Here is a 15,383-nt window from a genome sequence, read left to right as displayed (position 1 = left end):
TGGACGGTGAGCGTGGGAGGCGGAGACAGCGAAATCCTGGCTGACCGCACCAGAACGGGGGCTGATGACGCCGCGCTCTGGCGCAGGTTTCGCGGGATATCCGGAGATGATGTGAAAGTTTCGGCCCTGCAGCGCTCTGGCGTTTCCGGGCCTGTTCCGGAACAATTCTCTCATCATCTGAACCGCCTCATCCCGTCGGATGATCGCCGCGGCGAAGCCCTCATGCAGGATATCTGGCGCATCGGCATGCAGCGCATGACGCTGGCACCGGGTCAGTCCCCGTGGTCAACACCCCTGCCCTCGAAGCATTTCGCAGATCGTCTGCATCGGTTTTCATGGCTGCCTGACCTGCTCGATCAAGGCAATGAAGGCACCGAACGTGCCGTCAGATTTGTCGATGAATGGATACAGTCTCACGGCAACTTTAACGGGTTTTCCTGGCGATTGGCGCCTACGAGCGTGCGATGCTGGAATTGGCTGCTTTGCGGTCGGGAAGTGTTCGAAACCGGCTCGACAAGCGAGCGGGAAGTCCGGCTGGACTGTCTCGTCCGCCAGCTCCGCTACATCTCGGGGCAAGTGGATGCGGCCACAGATCCGAAGGCCAGGTGGTTTGCATCGGTCACAATGGTTGCTGCTGCGCTTTGTATAGATCGCGCGATGAGCCTGGACGCAGCGGTCGCCCGCCTCGACGCGGAATGCACAGCCCAGATCCTGCCAGACGGTGGCCACGTCACGCGCAGCCCGTCACGCGGGCTCAACACACTCATCCACTTGCTGACCCTGCAGGACCTGTTCAATCGCGCGGGTCACCCCGAGCCAGATTTTCTCGAGAAGTGGATTTCGCGTGTCGGCGCGATGGTCGCATTCTTTCAAGTAGAGGATGGCGCTCTCTGCCCGTTCAATGACGGAGACGAAGCCCGTCCCGAGGCCGTTGAAGCTGCCCTCGCCCGGCTCCCTTCGCCGCCACGCCGATTCATGTTTGCGCCGAAATCAGGCTTCCAGAAGCTTGAAAAGAATGGATTAAAACTGATTCTTGATTGCGGGGACGCACCGGAGAGACCTTTCAGCGACTTCGCTCATGCCGGCGCATTGGGATTTGAACTCTCTGACGGCCCAAGTCGGCTGGTCACATCATGTGGGTACAGCGCCGAAGTGAACGTCGACTGGCAGGCGGCCGTTCGTCGATCAGGTGCACATTCAACCCTTGTTCTTTCCGGTCGTGACTCTGCGACTTTCTCGCTGAACGAGGAGTCCAGATTGCTGTCTGCGCACGGGCCGGAAGGCATATCGGCCAAACGTCTGGAAGAAGCCGACGAGATCTGGCTGGACGCCCAGCACGGCGGTTACAAGGCGGCCTGCGGTTTGCTTCATCGTCGTCGCCTCTTCATGTCGGGTGACGGAAAACGCCTTACCGGCGAGGATTCGCTGGTCCGCCCCGTCTCACAGCCACCCGCAGATGACCGGAAGTTCATTGGCTTCGAAATTCGCTTTCATCTACATCCCACGGTGACGGCAATCATGGGAAAAGACGCGATTCGTCTTGTCTGCGACGACGGCGCAGTGTGGAAATTCAAGACGAGTCATGAGGGCGCCCGGCTCGAAAGAACCGTTTATTTGGCGCGCGGAGTGGTTGAAAGACCTGAGCAAATCGTTATGGCTGGATTCGCAGATCCGAATGGGGACGGGCAGCAGCCTCCGAATTGTATTCGGTGGGCATTTCTGAAGGAAAGATCCGCATGACGCCACAACAGGCCGCCCGCAGGGCGATGGCGCTGACACTCGGATTTGATGTGTTCATTGCAGTTTGCGCAATGGGATTCTCCGGATTGTTGATTTGGTCGTCCGAAAACCCTCGACCAGAATTCCCCGTTTCATCCATAGCCATCAGCACATGTTTCTTCGCGCTCGCGGTTACGGTGGCCTTTCTGATCCTTGGAATCCAGAAGCAGGTCTGGCGCCACATGGGGTGGCCGGACGCTGTGCGGGTTTTTCAGGGAGTCTGCCTGTCTGCGCTGATATACCTGCCCGTCATGTTGATGCTGAATGGGTTGCTGGCAACACCGTACACAACTCTCACGTCCGCCCTCATCATATGGACGATCGGCTTGTTCATCGGGCGCATGTTCGCCCTGTCTCGCACCACCCATGCCCCTTTCCAGATTTTCAGCCCGATCGCGAAAAACGGTCAGCCGGTCTTGCTTGTAGGAGATTCGCAAAGCTGCGTGCACGTCATCCGGCGGCTTCAATCGTCTGCTCAAACAAACCGGATCCGCCTGCTCGGTTTGGTCGATGTTCAGCCAACAGAAACCGGGCGCGCCATTCGGGGAATCCCTATTCTCGGATCGCTTGATGAACTCGGTGACCTGATCGACGTCCTTGCTGTTCGCTACAAGCAGACCCCTTGGGTCGCACTGACCGGAACAGCTCGCCAGCGTGACAAGACAATCCGCATTCTGGAAATCGCTTCAGACCATGGCGCTGAAATCATGGCGCTGAGCAAGGATCAAACCGCACAAGTGCTTGAACCTGTGCGCCCGTCAGACTTGCTATCACGTCCTGAAAGGCACCTGAACATCGAGCCGGTACGAAATCTCGTGGCCGGCTCCAACGTACTCGTTTCCGGGGGTGGCGGCACGATCGGCTCCGAGCTGACCCGCCAGGTTGCTCGTCTGAACCCGGCCTCTCTCACGGTGATGGATGCGTCGGAGTACAATCTCTACTCAATTGATATGGAGCTATCGCGCCTCTTGCCAGGTCGGCATCAAGCCCGACTAGGTGATGTGCGCGACATGAAACGCGTTTCCGACATCATGGCTCACGCCAAGCCGGACGTCGTCATTCATGCGGCGGCCCTCAAGCATGTACCGTTAATGGAACGGAATCTGTGCGAGGCAATCCTGACCAACGTGTTCGGGGCCGTGAACGCTGTTGAAGCAGCAGCCGCGGCTGGAGCAAAACGGTTTGTGTTCATCTCGACCGACAAGGCTGTAGACCCAGACAATGTCATGGGAGCCACGAAACGCCTGGCCGAGATAGCGATCTCGCGCATTGCCAGCAGAACCGGAATGGCGGCGTCTATCGTCAGATTTGGCAACGTGCTCGGTTCGTCCGGATCAGTGGTGCCATTGTTCGAGCGCCAGATCGCCGAGGGGGGCCCGATTACGCTTACTGACCCCGGCGTGACGCGCTACTTCATGACCGTCGAAGAAGCGTCCGCTCTTGTCCTGCAATCGGCTGCGATACAGGACAAGACAGCGCAGACAGGCCTGTACGTTCTCGATATGGGCGAACCCATGCCCATCCTGCAGCTCGCCGAAACGATGATCCGCATGAAAGGCCTCGTGCCCGGCGTGGATATCCAGATCACGACGACCGGCTTGCGTGAAGGTGAGAAGATGCACGAAGCGCTCACCTATGAACATGAGGCCGTCAGCTCAACGACCGTGGATGGCGTCTGGCAAGTCGAGAATGTGCACACCCTTTCCGAATTATTCGACAAACGGCTGGCTGAGCTGATCGAAGCCGCATCGAGACGGGAACGGTCAGAGGCTCTGAGGCTGCTCGGCGTGCTCGTTCCAGAATATGCAAGCGAACGCGCCGAACGTGCGCGGCGCTGGAGCGCTTGACGCAATCGGCGGTCATGCTACCCCCCGCGGCAACAGCTTGAAGCCTGCGCCAAAGGATTTCCCAACATGACAGATGCCGCCTCTCGCGGAGCCCCCGTTCGCATTCGCCGCGCCCTGCTTTCCGTGTCGGACAAGACCGGACTGGTGGAGCAAGCCCAGAAGCTCGCCGCGATGGGTGTCGAACTCGTCTCCACGGGTGGCACCTCCAAGCTCCTGAAAGAGGCAGGGCTGGACGTGAAGGACGTGGCAGATCTTACCGGCTTTCCGGAAATGATGGACGGACGCGTGAAAACGCTTCACCCCGCAGTTCACGGTGGCCTGCTCTATCTACGGGACAATCCTTCCCATGTGAAAGATGCCGAGACGCACGGTATTGGCGCAATCGACCTGATTTACGTGAACCTCTACCCCTTCGAAGCGACCGTCGCTTCCGGCGCGGACTTCGAAACCTGCATTGAAAACATCGACATTGGCGGACCGGCCATGTTGCGCGCCGCTGCAAAGAATGGCGCGTTCGTGGCCGTCTGTACCGATGGCGGCGATGTCGATGCTGTGCTGGCCGAAATGGAGGCGGCCAATGGTGAGGTCAGCGTGGCGCTTTGCCGGAAACTCGCGGCCAAGACCTATGCACGCACAGCAGCCTACGATTCCGCCATCTCGACCTGGTATGCCGAACAACTGGGCGAGCCGGCTCCGGATTGGGCAAGCCTTGGCGGCAAGCGACAGCAGAGCCTGCGCTATGGCGAGAACCCGCACCAGAAGGCAGCCTTCTACGTGACCGGTGAGAAACGCCCCGGCGTCGCCACCGCGAAGCAACTACAAGGCAAGGAACTGTCCTACAACAATATCAACGATACCGACGCGGCCTATGAACTGATCGGCGAACTGGGCGCCGAAACACCAGCCGTCGCCATCATCAAGCACGCCAATCCGTGCGGCGTGGCGCAAGGCTCCAGCATCATTGAAGCCTATCGCGCGGCTCTGGCCTGCGACTCAACGTCGGCCTTTGGCGGCATCGTGGCCCTGAACCGCGCGCTGGACGAAGAGACTGCGGCAGAAATCTCCCAGATCTTCACCGAGGTCGTCATCGCCCCCGGCGCTGATGAAGCGGCTCAAGCCATCTTCGCCAAAAAGAAAAATCTCCGCCTCCTGATTACGGAAGGCTTGCCAGACCCGGCAGCGGGCGGACGGTTCGTGAAAACGGTCGCTGGCGGCTTCCTGATGCAGGACCGCGATTTTGGCCGCATCACGCGTGAAGACCTGAAAGTCGTGACGAAGAAAGCGCCAACCGAACAGGAATTGGAAGACATGCTGTTTGCGTGGCGCGTCGCAAAGCACGTAAAATCCAACACAATCATCTATGCGAAAGATGGCGCAACTGTTGGCATCGGTGCTGGCCAGATGAGCCGCATCGACTCAGCCCGCATTGCGGCACGCAAAGCCGAAGACGCCGCCGAAGCGGCCGGCTGGTCCGAACCAAAGACCAAAGGCTGTGTGGCAGCATCGGATGCGTTCTTCCCCTTCCCTGATGGTCTTCTGCAAGCCGCTTCAGCGGGTGCGACAGCCGTCATTCAGCCGGGGGGCTCGATCCGCGACGATGAAGTCATCGCCGCCGCCGATGAGGCTGGCCTCGCCATGGTCTTCACCGGCATGCGCCACTTCCGCCACTAGGATTGTCTGATGCGCGCTCTGCTTCCCTTTGTAACGATACTGGCTCTCAGCGCCTGTAGCGGACAGGACTCAAGGGAAGCAGAGTTCATGCACCGCCTGTCCCAGCTTTGCGGACAAGCTTTCGAGGGGAGGATCGTCAGCGAAGACAAGGAAGATGATTCCTGGCGCGCTGAACGCGTTGTCATGCATGTCCGTGAATGCTCCGATGACGAAATCCGTATCCCGCTTCACGTGGGCGATGATCATTCCCGCACATGGGTCATCCACCACGAAGGTGGACGCCTCGCCCTGCACCATGACCATCGTCATGAGGATGGCAGCCTGGACGCCATTACCTGGTATGGCGGCGCGCGCGACGATCGCCTGAGCGGCAGCCGGATGAACTTTCCGGCGGATGACGCCACCAAGGCCTTGTTCGACGCCAAGGGAATTCCTCAGTCGAAGGAAAATACCTGGGCCATCGAAGTGCGCCCCACGCATACGCTATTTGCTTATGAAATGGAGCGGCCGAACCGGTTTTTCCGCGTCGAGTTCGATACGTCAAAACCGGTCGCAACACCGCCCGCGCCCTGGGGCGCCGAATAGCCTGCCCTAAAGGCTGAAGCTGCCCTTGATCACGGTCACGGATTGGCCGATCAGCTTCACGCGGTCCCCCTGAAGCTTCGTATCGATGTAAGCGCCGCGGCCCGGGTACGCCTGAAAACAACTCATTGCATCCAGATCGAACCGCTCACGCATCACACGCGCAAGCATGGTATGCCAGCTTCCTGTAGCCGGGTCTTCGTCAATGCCGCTTCCCGGCGCGAAGAAACGGCTGGTCACATCCACACCGTCGCCGCCCGCTGCAAAACAGCCAAAGTTCCCACGGTCCCAGCCTTCGCCCGGCGCGCCGAGATCTTTCAATGCTTTCAGGTCAGGCGCCAGGGCATGCACTTGGTCCGGCGTATCAAACCGGGCGGCATAGAACATTCCACCCCAAGCCTGCGCTGGTCGTGCGCCCATAGCCGTCGCTACCTCGTCCGTGACAGGAATTTCTGTGACAGGCCCAGATGGAAAGTCCATCTCCAGGCGGCCATCATCCAGCCGTCGGACAGTCAGCCGGCCTGACTTCACCGTGTCGAACGCAATAGACGCACCGGAAAATCCCAGCTCTTCATAGAGGACATGTGCCGTCGCAAGCGTCGCATGGCCGCAAAGCGGTACTTCCACAGCAGGCGTGAACCAGCGCAGCGTCCACACCCCCTCCCCTGAAGGGACAATATAGGCTGTCTCGGCAACATTGTTTTCGGCGGCGATCGCCCGAAGCGTTTCATCCGGCAGAAAGGCGTCCAGCGGCATGACGCAGGCCTGGTTTCCTTCGAACGGCTTCGAGGCAAATGCATCTATCTGATAGAATGGCAGGGTTGGCATGGCGATGTCTCCAAAGAAGAAGACCTGAATGCCACGGCAGTCCGTTCTGGAAAAACGATGAATTCTGAACACCCGTTGAGGGGGGCTATTCCTCGTCCAGAACCCAGCCGTGATGAACCGGGCCGTGACCGCTTCCGAAGCCTTTCGCTTCACGGATGGCTTTCATCAGGTACTCACGCGCCTGTTCAACAGAATCCGGAACACTGATGCCTTGCGCAAGACGCGCAGCAATCGCTGAGGCCAGCGTGCAGCCGGTTCCGTGCGTGGAGGTCGTATCAATCCTCGGGCTTTCGAAGATCCACTCCCCCGTCGTGGTCTGAAGAACGTCGGTGATCACATCCCCGCCAATATGGCCGCCTTTCACCAATGCTCCGTTCGCGCCCAATTCCAGCAATGCTTCAGCCGCCCGTCTCTGTCCGCTGACGGTTTCGACTGCCTTGCCGGTAAGGACTTCGGCTTCGGGCGCATTTGGGGTCACCACGCGGGCCTGGGGCACGAGTTCCGCCCGGATTGCCTCAACGGCTTTCGCATCCACGAGACGGTCACCGGACGTGGCGACCATTACCGGATCTATCACCCTTGGTACGAACTGCGCGCGCTCTGACAGAATTTCTGCGACCGCTTCAACCAGAGGCGCGGAGCCGAGCATGCCGGTCTTGATGGAATCTGCGCCAATGTCGGCTAGCGTCACCTGCATTTGGCCGGTAACGGCCTCGATCGGTACAGGCCAGACACCATGCACACCGCGCGTATCCTGCACAGTGATCGCGGTCACCGCAGTCATCGCATAGCCGCCAAGCATGCTGACGGCCTTGATGTCGGCCTGGATACCAGCACCACCGCCGGAGTCAGATCCGGCGATGATGAGAACACGACCGCGTGGGCCGTCTGACTGGGTCATGACACTTTAGACCTTGATGCCCGCCTTTTCAGCGTCCGCCAGGAAGGTCTCCAGGCCCTTGTCGGTCAGCGGATGCTTGACCAGTCCCTTGATGACGGCTGGCGGCATTGTGGCCACGTCAGCGCCGGCCAGGGCCGAAAGCTTCACATGGTTTGCTGTGCGGATCGACGCGGCAAGGATTTCCGTGTCGAACAGGTAATTGTCATAGATTTGGCGGATGTCGGAAATAAGCTCCATGCCATCCACATTGATATCATCCAGGCGACCGATGAACGGCGAGATGAAGGTCGCGCCAGCTTTCGCTGCCAACAGCGCCTGATTGGCGGAGAAGCAAAGCGTGACGTTCACCATCGTGCCGTCATCCGAGAGGGTGCGGCAAGCTTTAAGGCCATCCAAGGTCAGCGGGAGCTTTACGGCAACGTTGTCAGCGATCTTCGCCAATTTACGGCCTTCGGTGATCATCCCATCATAATCGGTTGCAACAACTTCTGCGCTGACCGGCCCGGAGACGATCTCGCAGATTTCCTTGATGACATCGGCGAACGGGCGACCGGATTTGGCGACCAGCGATGGGTTGGTGGTCACCCCGTCGATCAGGCCGGTGGCGGCCAGCTCGGCGATGTCGCCTGTATCGGCTGTATCTACGAAAAATTTCATGTTCAGAATCCTGTTTTCCTGACGTCTCAGACCGACGGGCGCCCAATGGACGTGTACTGGAATCCACGGCCCGCCATGTCCTCAGGTGAATAGATGTTCCGGAGGTCAACCACAATGTTTGAATTGAGTGCCGCCTTGATCCGATCGAGGTCCAGCGCACGGAACTGGTCCCATTCCGTCACAATCACCATCGCATCCGCCTGCTCGACCGCATCATACGCGTTCTTCGCAAACTCGATATCGCTGAGCAGGTGAGATGCCTCTTCCATCGCCTCAGGGTCAAACGCGCGAATATTCGCACCGGCCGCCTGAAGCGCCGGAATGATGTCGAGGCTCGGCGCGTCGCGCATGTCGTCGGTGTTCTGCTTGAATGCCAGGCCCAGAACACCAATCGTCTTGCCTTTCACATCGCCGCCCATTGCCGCAATCACCTTGTCCGCCATCGCTTTCTTGCGGGCCGCATTGACCTCGACGACCGTGTCCACGATCCGGACAGGTGAATTGTAGTCATTTGCCGTCTTCGTCAGCGCGAGTGTATCTTTCGGGAAGCAGGATCCACCATAGCCCGGTCCTGCATTCAGGAATTTCTTGCCAATACGGCCATCGAGTCCGATTCCCCGCGACACTTCCTGGACATTGGCCCCGACCTTTTCACACAGATCCGCCATTTCATTGATGAACGTGATCTTCACAGCCAGGAATGCGTTGGCGGCATATTTGATGAGTTCTGACGTACGACGCGCTGTAAACAGGATTGGCGTCTCATTCAGGAACAATGGGCGATAGAGCTCCGTCATCACCTCGCGGGCGCGCTCATCATCCGTTCCAACGACCACACGGTCTGGAATCTTGAAGTCCTTGATCGCGGCGCCTTCGCGGAGGAATTCCGGATTGGAGACAACCGCGAAATCGCCATCGGGGCGCTTCTTGCGGATGATTTCCTCAACCTCGTCGCCAGTTCCAACCGGAACAGTCGATTTGGTTACCACGACAGTGAAGCCGTCCATCAGTTCGGCGATTTCTTCTGCGGCCGCATGGACATAAGACAGATCGGCATGCCCATCGCCGCGGCGGGATGGCGTGCCAACTGCGATGAACACTGCGTCGGCATTGCGGATCGCGTCCTTGGCTTCAGTTGTGAAGAACAGACGCTCTTCCTTGACGTTCTTCTCGACCAGACTGTCCAAGCCCGGCTCGTAAATAGGCATAACGCCCGCTTCGAGCTTCTCAATCTTTGACGCGTCCTTGTCGACGCACGTCACAACGTGTCCGAAATCTGCAAAACAGGCCCCGCTCACAAGGCCGACATAGCCTGTCCCAATCATCGCAACACGCATGAGATTTCCTCACTTCAAACAAACCATATGGATTGGTCGCGAGGGGTGCGATTTTTGTGCCAATCGGTCAAGAGGGCCAGTGCGGGAACACCGGCCTGAGGTCAAGGGAGTGAGTCCGGTATCCTTCTGGCAATGCTGCACGCACCAGACTAGGATAGTGCATGGAAAATCCATTGGGGATAATGATGACGAAGCTGACCTTTTACACGAACCCCATGTCGCGCGGCCGGATCGCACGCTGGATGCTGGAAGAGACCGGCGCAGACTATGAAACTGTTCTGCTGCACTACGGGCCAGAAATGCAGTCAGACGACTACAAAGCCATCAATCCCATGATGAAAGTGCCTGCCATCGTCCATGGGGGAAAAACGGTGACAGAATGCGGCGCCATCTGCGCTTATCTCGCCGAAGCGTTTCCCGATGCGGGTCTCGCTCCCCTGCCCGAAGAGCGGGCCGATTATTATCGCTGGATGTTCTTTGCCGCTGGCCCCTGGGAGCAGGCAAGCACGAACAGGGCAATGGGGTTCAACGTGCCCTCCGAACATTCCGGCATGGCCGGTTATGGCGATTTCGAGCGCACACTTGCGACGCTGACCTCGATCCTGGATGACCGGCCCCACATCTGTGGCGATCGATTTACCGCAGCCGACATCTATGTCGGTTCACAGATCGCCTGGGGCGTTCAGTTCGGCACCATTCCGGCAACCCCGCGCCTCAAGGACTACATCTCACGCGGCATGGCCCGCCCCGCCTTCCAGCGCGCGACCGAGAAGGACGACGCTGAAATGGACGGGTACGGACCGGAAACTCCGCCGGCAAATGCCTGATCAGATTTCCTGATTGTAGGCACCAACTTCCGGATGCTTGCCAAGGCGTGGCTTCACTTCCTTGTGGAACAGGTCCCGCATGTCATCCGCGCTGGCCATGGATTCTACCACGACGACCAGTTCCGGCTTGTTTGAGGACGCCCGCACGAGCACCCAGGAACCGTCTTCAAGCGTTACGCGGGCGCCGTTCACCGTGTTCACGTCAACGACCTTCCGCCCAAGGATCTCCGTACCATTGAGGCTCTTGTATTCCTCAACCATCTTGTCAACGATGCCATACTTGGTTTCATCATCGCAATGCGGAGACATGGTGAGAGACGTGTAAGCAACACCCAGCTCACCTTTGAGGTCGGCCATGTTCTTGTCCGGATTGCGGTCCAGCATTTCCAGAACCGCCTTTGCCGCCACCAGGCCATCATCATAGCCGAGGCCAATTGGCTCACGGAAGAAGAAGTGGCCGGACTTTTCAAAGCCCGCAAGTGCGCCAAGGTCTGTCGTGCGGCGTTTGATGTAGGAGTGCCCGGTCTTGTAATAATCGACTGTCGCGCCATTCTCCTGCAAGACGGGGTCTGTTTTGTAGAGGCCCGTGGATTTCACATCGACCACGAATTTCGCATTTGGATAGATCTTTGACAGGTCGCGTGCCAGCATCAGGCCGATCTTGTCAGCAAAGATTTCCTCACCCGTATTGTCGACCACACCACAGCGGTCGCCGTCACCGTCAAAGCCCAGCGCCACATCGGCGCCAGTCTCGCGCACCATCTCGGCCATGGCATGCAGCATTTCGGAATCTTCCGGATTCGGATTGTATTTCGGGAACGTCATGTCGAGATTGCAATCCATCTCGATAACTTCGGCGCCCATCATGCGCAGCGCATCCGGAGCGAACGCACCTGCCGTACCGTTTCCGCATGCCGCGACCACCTTCAGCGGACGCGTCAGCTTGGTGTCACCCACAACCGCCTCGATATACTTCTCGCGAATGCCATCGACGCGGTGATGCGCGCCGCCAGCGCGAGGCTGGAAGTCGCCACCCATGACGATTTCCTTCAGACGGCCCATTTCATCCGGCCCGAAAGTCAGCGGGCGGTTGGCGCCCATCTTCACACCGGTCCAGCCATTCTCATTGTGGCTCGCCGTCACCATCGCACAACATGGCACGTCCAGCTCGAATTGGCTCCAGTACACCATTGGCGAGAGGGCCAGCCCCACATCCAGGACTTCACATCCGCCCTGCACCAGTCCGAGGATCAGCGCGTTCTTGATCGGTTGGCTGATAGAGCGGAAATCGTGGCCGGTTACCACTTTCGGTTCCACGCCCAGCTCATGGAAGAGCGTCGCCATGCCAAGGCCCAGCGCCTGCACGCCGGTCAGGTTCAGCTCAGGCGCTTTTTCCTTGCCAATGCCGTTGAACCACCACCGAGCATCATATTCACGAAAGCCGGTCGGCTTCACGAGCGGAAGAATTTCAAATTCCAGCGTGTTCGGCTGAATATCAGCCAATGGTTTGGGCATCATGAGTCTTGTGTCTCCAGGCTTAATGCGTCCCTACACGTCGAGTGTATCATTTCGATTAGGATATGCATGAGGTGCGCCATAGGCGTCAAAACATGACTCTTTATTAATCATCCGATCTTTCACTCGGTTCGTACTCCCTGATGACACCAACCCCGTCATTGAGGAACCCCCCATGAAACTCTCACACATATCGGTTACCATCTCCGTGGCGGCATTGCTCGCCGCCCCCGCCATGGCCCAGGACTGGTACGCTGCCGGATCAGTCAGCTACCTGAATCAGTCAGACAGCGACAATTCTGGCACGACCGGCGCGTTCACCACCGGTAATCTTGGCGACGGAACGACACTCGATGTCGCCGCTGGCACGCCATATGGCTGGAACACGGAATTCGATAATGGCACAGGTTTCAGCGCTGAAGTCGGCGCACGCTATGGCAATGGTTTCCGCGGCGCAGTCGAACTCGCCTACTCCAGTGCCGATGTCGACACTCATACGGGCGTTACACTCGGCGGCGGCAGCATTGATGCCCTCGACGCCGCGTCCATCGCGGGCAGCCCGACGCCCCTCGGCGCAACCGTAGCGGATGTCGTCGCAGACGGTCGGGGTGACATTTCAAGCACCTCTGTCTTTGCGAACCTGTACTATGACTTCAACAACGGTGGCACAGTCCAGCCCTATGCGGGCGCCGGCATCGGCTTTTCCGATGTGGACGTACAATACAACCCATCAGGCGTTGGCGTAGTTGATGATGGCGAGACCAAATTTGCCTACCAGCTCAAGGCCGGTTTGACCTGGCTGGCGTCAGAAACCTGGGAAGTCTATGGCGAATATGCCTACCGGGCGACCGAGGACATTGAGGTCAACAATGACCTCTTCCCCGGCAATCTCGAAATCGAGAACCAACAGAACCTGTTCACGGTCGGCGTACGCTATCGTTTCGGCTAACGCCGGGATGTCAGGAAGTTTGCGATCCAGACGCCCAGCCGCTGATTGTCCAGCGGCGCGTTGAGGCTCTCGATTGCCCCATGAACGGCGGCCTCTGTCAGGGGCCGCCCTTTTCGACTGCGGTAGAGCGCTGCGGAATACTCGGCATTGAATTCAGGATGGCACTGAAACGAGACCGCTGGCGTCTTGCCGTAATCGATGGCTGCCATTGGGGTGAAGTCTGATCTCGCCAATACGCTTGCGCCCGGCGGCAACTCCACCACCTGGTCCTGATGGCTCACCGGCACCGATATGGTCGCCGGACAATTGCCCTCCATCCAGTCCGGACAGGCTTTCATCTCGTAGGTGTGCAGGCCAATCCCCCACCCTTTCGGCGACTTGATCACCTTGCCGCCCAATGCATCGGCCATGATCTGGTGGCCGAAACAGATGCCCACTTGCGGAACGCCAGCCTTCGCCGCCCCTCGGATGAAGTCCTCAAGCGGCGCGATCCATGGAAAGTCATCATAAACGCCCGCCGGCGAGCCTGTGATCAGTATACCTTCCAATGTCGACGGATCGGGCAGGGCCTCGCCCTTGATCACCGAAACTGTCTCGAACTCCATGTCAGGACTGGCCACCGAGATCAGGTGCCGGAACATCTCGGGATAGTCGACAAAGTCCGCCCGAATGGCCTCGGGCACGAGTCCGGTCTCGATAATGGTCAATTTCATTGGGGATCAGTCTGCAAGCGTATCGGTGTTTGAAGCGGTGGAATGTTGCGCGGCGATCCAGTCATCAATGCGCGTCTCCATTACATCGAGCGGCACAGCGCCTTCTGCAAGAAGCGCATCATGAAATTCCCGCACATCAAACGCGTCGCCCAATGAGGCTTCGGCGCGCGCGCGCAATTCGCGGATCTTGAGTTCCCCGACCTTGTAGGCCACGGCCTGCCCCGGCCAGCCTATATAGCGCGTCACTTCGGTCTGAATGTTGAGCGGCGCCAAGGCAGAATTCTCGATGAAACAGGCTTCGGCTGCGCTTCGGGTCCAGCCATACCAGTGCAATCCCGTGTCGGCGACGAGGCGGCACGCGCGCCACATTTCATAGGACAGCGCCCCGAACCGCTCATAGGGCGTGCGATAGATGCCCGCATCACCCGCAATCCGTTCTGCATACAGACCCCACCCTTCGCCAAAGGCGGTCGCGTAATAGTCCTGCCGGAATTTCGGCTGATCACTCATTTCCTGGGCAAGGGCGATCTGAAGGTGATGCCCTGGCACGGCCTCATGCGCTGACAAGGCGGGCAGCTCATAGAGCGGTCGCTGGTCGAGGGCGTAGGTATTCACAAGGTAAATGCCCAACCGACCCTCCTCCGGATCGCCGGATACATAGCGGCCTGTTGTATAACCCGGCGCAATCGCGTCCGGCACGGGCTGCACCTCAAACTCCAGCTCTGGCAGATTCCCGAAATAGTCTGGCAGACTGGTCCGCAGACGCGATGAAATCTCTTCTGCTGCCGCCATCAACTCGTCAGCGGATTGCGCATAGAATTTCGGATCTGTCCTCAGATGGGTCAGGAATTCCTCGAAACTCCCCTCAAAGCCGATTTCGGCAATGATCGCCTCCATTTCGGAGCGGATCCGCGCAACTTCGCTGAGGCCAAGCTGGTGGATCTCAACCGGCGAATACCCCGCGCCCGCCGTATGGTATTCAACCATCGCCGCATAAACGGATTGACCGTTTTCGAGGCCCGCAATGCCGGCGCCCTGTCTCAGATAGGGTTTGTACTCGATTTCGAGGAACCGCCAGGCATCCAGATAGGCATCCATTGCGCGCCGCGTTGCAGTCAGGCCTTCAGCCTTCAGTCGCTCGGCAACCGCCGGGTCCATATTTTCAGGCAGGGACAGGAACGGCGCGTAAAGATCGCTTTCCGCCGGATCATCCACAACCTGCTCTCGAATTTGCGCGATCACCGTGTCCAGCGGATCCTTGTGCGCGGTCCAGCCTGTCTCGATCCCACGGCGCATGTTTGCGATATTCTCATCAAAGTATCGCGGCACGTCATTCAGGCGCGCGATCCAGGCTTCAGCGGCCGCCTCGCTGTCGAGATTTACTCGCAGGGCCGCAAAAACCGGCTCTGCCTGAAACCCCCAATCCCCGACAAACGGTATGCGCGCCGAATCGGTCTCTGCCCATACGATATCCGAGTCGAGCAGCCGGATCAGGATGGCCTGATCTATCTCGCGCTCAGTTTCAGCTTTTTGCACTTCTTCCAACAAGGCTCTCGCTGCATCGGCCTGCTCAGCAATCGCTTCAGGCGTCACATCAGACCAGCGATCCGGCGCCAGACCTGCCGTGCGCGCAGCGCCTTCGGGGCTGTTGGCATCTACATAGGCCTCATATTCAGGCACGAGCGTGTCCAGTGGGTCCGCGACGGCAACGCTGGCCAGCCCACCAAAAGCCACTGCAAAAAGAAAAGGTTTCATATTGTCGCTCCCACGCCCTGTG

The 15,383-nt window shown here is 58.8% G+C and carries 13 protein-coding genes; 6 read left to right on the top strand and 7 right to left on the bottom strand.

Annotated elements, in window-relative coordinates; all coding sequences use genetic code 11:
* The first annotated feature begins 12 nt into the window (after positions 1-12).
* The 4 genes from HF931_RS05460 (at position 13) to HF931_RS05445 (ending at position 5,882) form a co-directional block, all read left to right on the top strand.
* Positions 13-1,740 (top strand): heparinase II/III family protein, encoded by a 1,728-nt coding sequence (locus HF931_RS05460; RefSeq protein WP_273242280.1) that lies wholly within the window; start codon positions 13-15, stop codon positions 1,738-1,740.
* Positions 1,737-3,626, top strand: a complete 1,890-nt coding sequence (locus HF931_RS05455; RefSeq protein WP_273242278.1) for a polysaccharide biosynthesis protein — start codon at positions 1,737-1,739, stop codon at positions 3,624-3,626. Before HF931_RS05460 ends, HF931_RS05455 begins: the two co-directional genes overlap by 4 nt.
* A gap of 66 nt (positions 3,627-3,692) precedes the next feature.
* The gene (gene purH / locus HF931_RS05450) at positions 3,693-5,297 is read left to right on the top strand and encodes a bifunctional phosphoribosylaminoimidazolecarboxamide formyltransferase/IMP cyclohydrolase (protein ID WP_273242276.1); all 1,605 of its coding nucleotides are present in this window, start codon (positions 3,693-3,695) and stop codon (positions 5,295-5,297) included.
* A 9-nt stretch (positions 5,298-5,306) separates the two neighbouring features.
* On the top strand, positions 5,307-5,882 hold the full coding sequence (locus HF931_RS05445) for a hypothetical protein (protein WP_273242274.1): 576 nt from the start codon (positions 5,307-5,309) through the stop codon (positions 5,880-5,882).
* A 6-nt stretch (positions 5,883-5,888) separates the two neighbouring features.
* On the opposite strand, the gene HF931_RS05440 is transcribed toward HF931_RS05445, so the two are convergent.
* The 4 genes from HF931_RS05440 to HF931_RS05425 form a co-directional block, all read right to left on the bottom strand.
* Positions 5,889-6,707 (bottom strand): PhzF family phenazine biosynthesis protein, encoded by an 819-nt coding sequence (locus HF931_RS05440; RefSeq protein ID WP_273242273.1) that lies wholly within the window; start codon positions 6,705-6,707, stop codon positions 5,889-5,891.
* Positions 6,708-6,792: 85 nt separating this feature from the next.
* The gene (gene thiD / locus HF931_RS05435; RefSeq protein ID WP_273242271.1) at positions 6,793-7,608 is read right to left on the bottom strand and encodes a bifunctional hydroxymethylpyrimidine kinase/phosphomethylpyrimidine kinase; all 816 of its coding nucleotides are present in this window, start codon (positions 7,606-7,608) and stop codon (positions 6,793-6,795) included.
* Positions 7,609-7,614: 6 nt separating this feature from the next.
* The gene (gene fsa, locus HF931_RS05430; protein ID WP_035547618.1) at positions 7,615-8,265 is read right to left on the bottom strand and encodes a fructose-6-phosphate aldolase; all 651 of its coding nucleotides are present in this window, start codon (positions 8,263-8,265) and stop codon (positions 7,615-7,617) included.
* A gap of 26 nt (positions 8,266-8,291) precedes the next feature.
* Positions 8,292-9,602 carry a UDP-glucose dehydrogenase family protein gene (locus HF931_RS05425; RefSeq protein WP_273242269.1) on the bottom strand — a complete coding sequence of 437 codons (1,311 nt, stop codon included), beginning with the start codon at positions 9,600-9,602 and terminating at the stop codon, positions 8,292-8,294.
* A 182-nt stretch (positions 9,603-9,784) separates the two neighbouring features.
* Here HF931_RS05425 and HF931_RS05420 point away from each other — a divergent pair, with 182 nt between their 5' ends.
* Complete coding sequence (locus HF931_RS05420) at positions 9,785-10,429, top strand: glutathione S-transferase family protein (RefSeq protein WP_420537730.1); 645 nt, start codon at positions 9,785-9,787, stop codon at positions 10,427-10,429.
* Here the strand turns inward: HF931_RS05420 and HF931_RS05415 are convergent, their stop codons facing one another.
* Positions 10,430-11,944 carry a phosphohexomutase domain-containing protein gene (locus tag HF931_RS05415; protein ID WP_035547627.1) on the bottom strand — a complete coding sequence of 505 codons (1,515 nt, stop codon included), beginning with the start codon at positions 11,942-11,944 and terminating at the stop codon, positions 10,430-10,432.
* A gap of 175 nt (positions 11,945-12,119) precedes the next feature.
* Between HF931_RS05415 and HF931_RS05410 the strand changes: the two genes are divergently transcribed.
* Positions 12,120-12,893, top strand: a complete 774-nt coding sequence (locus HF931_RS05410; RefSeq protein ID WP_035547630.1) for an outer membrane beta-barrel protein — start codon at positions 12,120-12,122, stop codon at positions 12,891-12,893.
* Here HF931_RS05410 and HF931_RS05405 read toward each other — a convergent pair.
* Both HF931_RS05405 and HF931_RS05400 read right to left on the bottom strand, forming a co-directional pair.
* A complete protein-coding gene (locus HF931_RS05405; RefSeq protein WP_273242265.1) occupies positions 12,890-13,606 on the bottom strand; it encodes a type 1 glutamine amidotransferase in 717 nt (238 codons plus the stop codon). The genes HF931_RS05410 and HF931_RS05405 overlap by 4 nt on opposite strands.
* Positions 13,607-13,612: 6 nt before the next feature.
* Positions 13,613-15,361, bottom strand: a complete 1,749-nt coding sequence (locus HF931_RS05400; protein ID WP_273242263.1) for a DUF885 domain-containing protein — start codon at positions 15,359-15,361, stop codon at positions 13,613-13,615.
* Positions 15,362-15,383: the final 22 nt, after the last annotated feature.

This window comes from Hyphomonas atlantica corrig., from assembly GCF_017795365.1.
GTDB lineage: Bacteria > Pseudomonadota > Alphaproteobacteria > Caulobacterales > Hyphomonadaceae > Hyphomonas > Hyphomonas atlantica.
The sequence above is the reverse complement of the archived record's forward strand: the minus strand, read 5'-3'. Positions and strand labels throughout refer to the sequence as shown.